Origin of the sequence: Massilia mucilaginosa (genome assembly GCF_011682145.1) — a bacterium.
In the GTDB taxonomy this organism is placed as follows: Bacteria; Pseudomonadota; Gammaproteobacteria; order Burkholderiales; family Burkholderiaceae_D; genus Telluria_A; species Telluria_A mucilaginosa.
Genome location: NZ_WHJH01000166.1, coordinates 1 through 930, shown reverse-complemented (window position 1 = coordinate 930; position 930 = coordinate 1). Strand labels below are relative to the sequence as shown.

The 930-nt window shown below is 52.8% G+C and carries 1 protein-coding gene; it reads right to left on the bottom strand.

Annotated features, from left to right (window positions below; translation table 11 throughout):
• Window positions 1-109: 109 nt before the first annotated feature.
• A partial coding sequence (locus tag F2P45_RS34295) for a cysteine peptidase family C39 domain-containing protein (RefSeq protein WP_223164916.1) occupies window positions 110-930 on the bottom strand: 821 nt, incomplete at its 5' end.

Here is a 930-nt window from a genome sequence, read left to right as displayed (position 1 = left end):
CGCGGCAACGTGCTTCTCCCAAAAAACGGTCGTGTTTTCCATGCTTGCTCCGGTATCAAATCGAAGTAGCAAGAATGCGGAAATTCGGATTAGCCAGCAAGTCTGGGGTTTATGGAGCGCTTACGTTACGCCTACCTAGCGCTACGGCATCGATTCCTTCAGATTTAAGGAGCGTTGCAACGTCTCTGGAATAGATACCATCCTTCCCAGGAGGAATCTTCTTGATCAAATCACCTATGTCGACGCTCTTCCCCAATGTGTTCAAGACCATCCCGCACGAATTGTGACCACAGGTCGGCCCTACCTGTTTCACTAAGTTTCTATTAGGATTTCTCGAGATGCTATCTGCATTGAGCGGGTTTTGGGGAGAGATGTTTCCATTTGCCACAGCCGCCGTTGAGCTATTTGCCCCAGGAAGTGGAAAATCAATGAACGACTTGACTACCTTCCCGCCACTCACAACGCCGGCGATTTCCACCACTGCCTCGGCACTCCCAAAAACAACTGCCGTTGCCCCAAGCCCGATGTGCTCTTCCGAAAAATCCTTCGCCACCGTGATCTTTTCTTGCACGTAAGCACCGACCGGCTTGAGCGCCTCGCCGATTTGCTTTGCGCCGTCGCTTCTGAAATTATAGTTCAACCCTTCAGCAATTTCTTTTTGCACGCCGACTGCCGCGTCCACGGAGTCAAGCATGTAGGGGATTGAGGCGAGGCCCGCACCAATCCTCACCACAGAATTGTAAAAACCTCCAACGACAATTTCGCCCGCGCCCAGAACAAGCGTCGCCCCATTCTCGACCAGTTCGACCACTTCTTCGAAAATGCCCTCCGGCATGAACGAATTGGTCTGGACAGCGGCACCGCCAATGAACACGTTCGCCGAGCCGTCTGTGATATAGGCCCTGCACACGATCTTGTCGCTGACCCTGG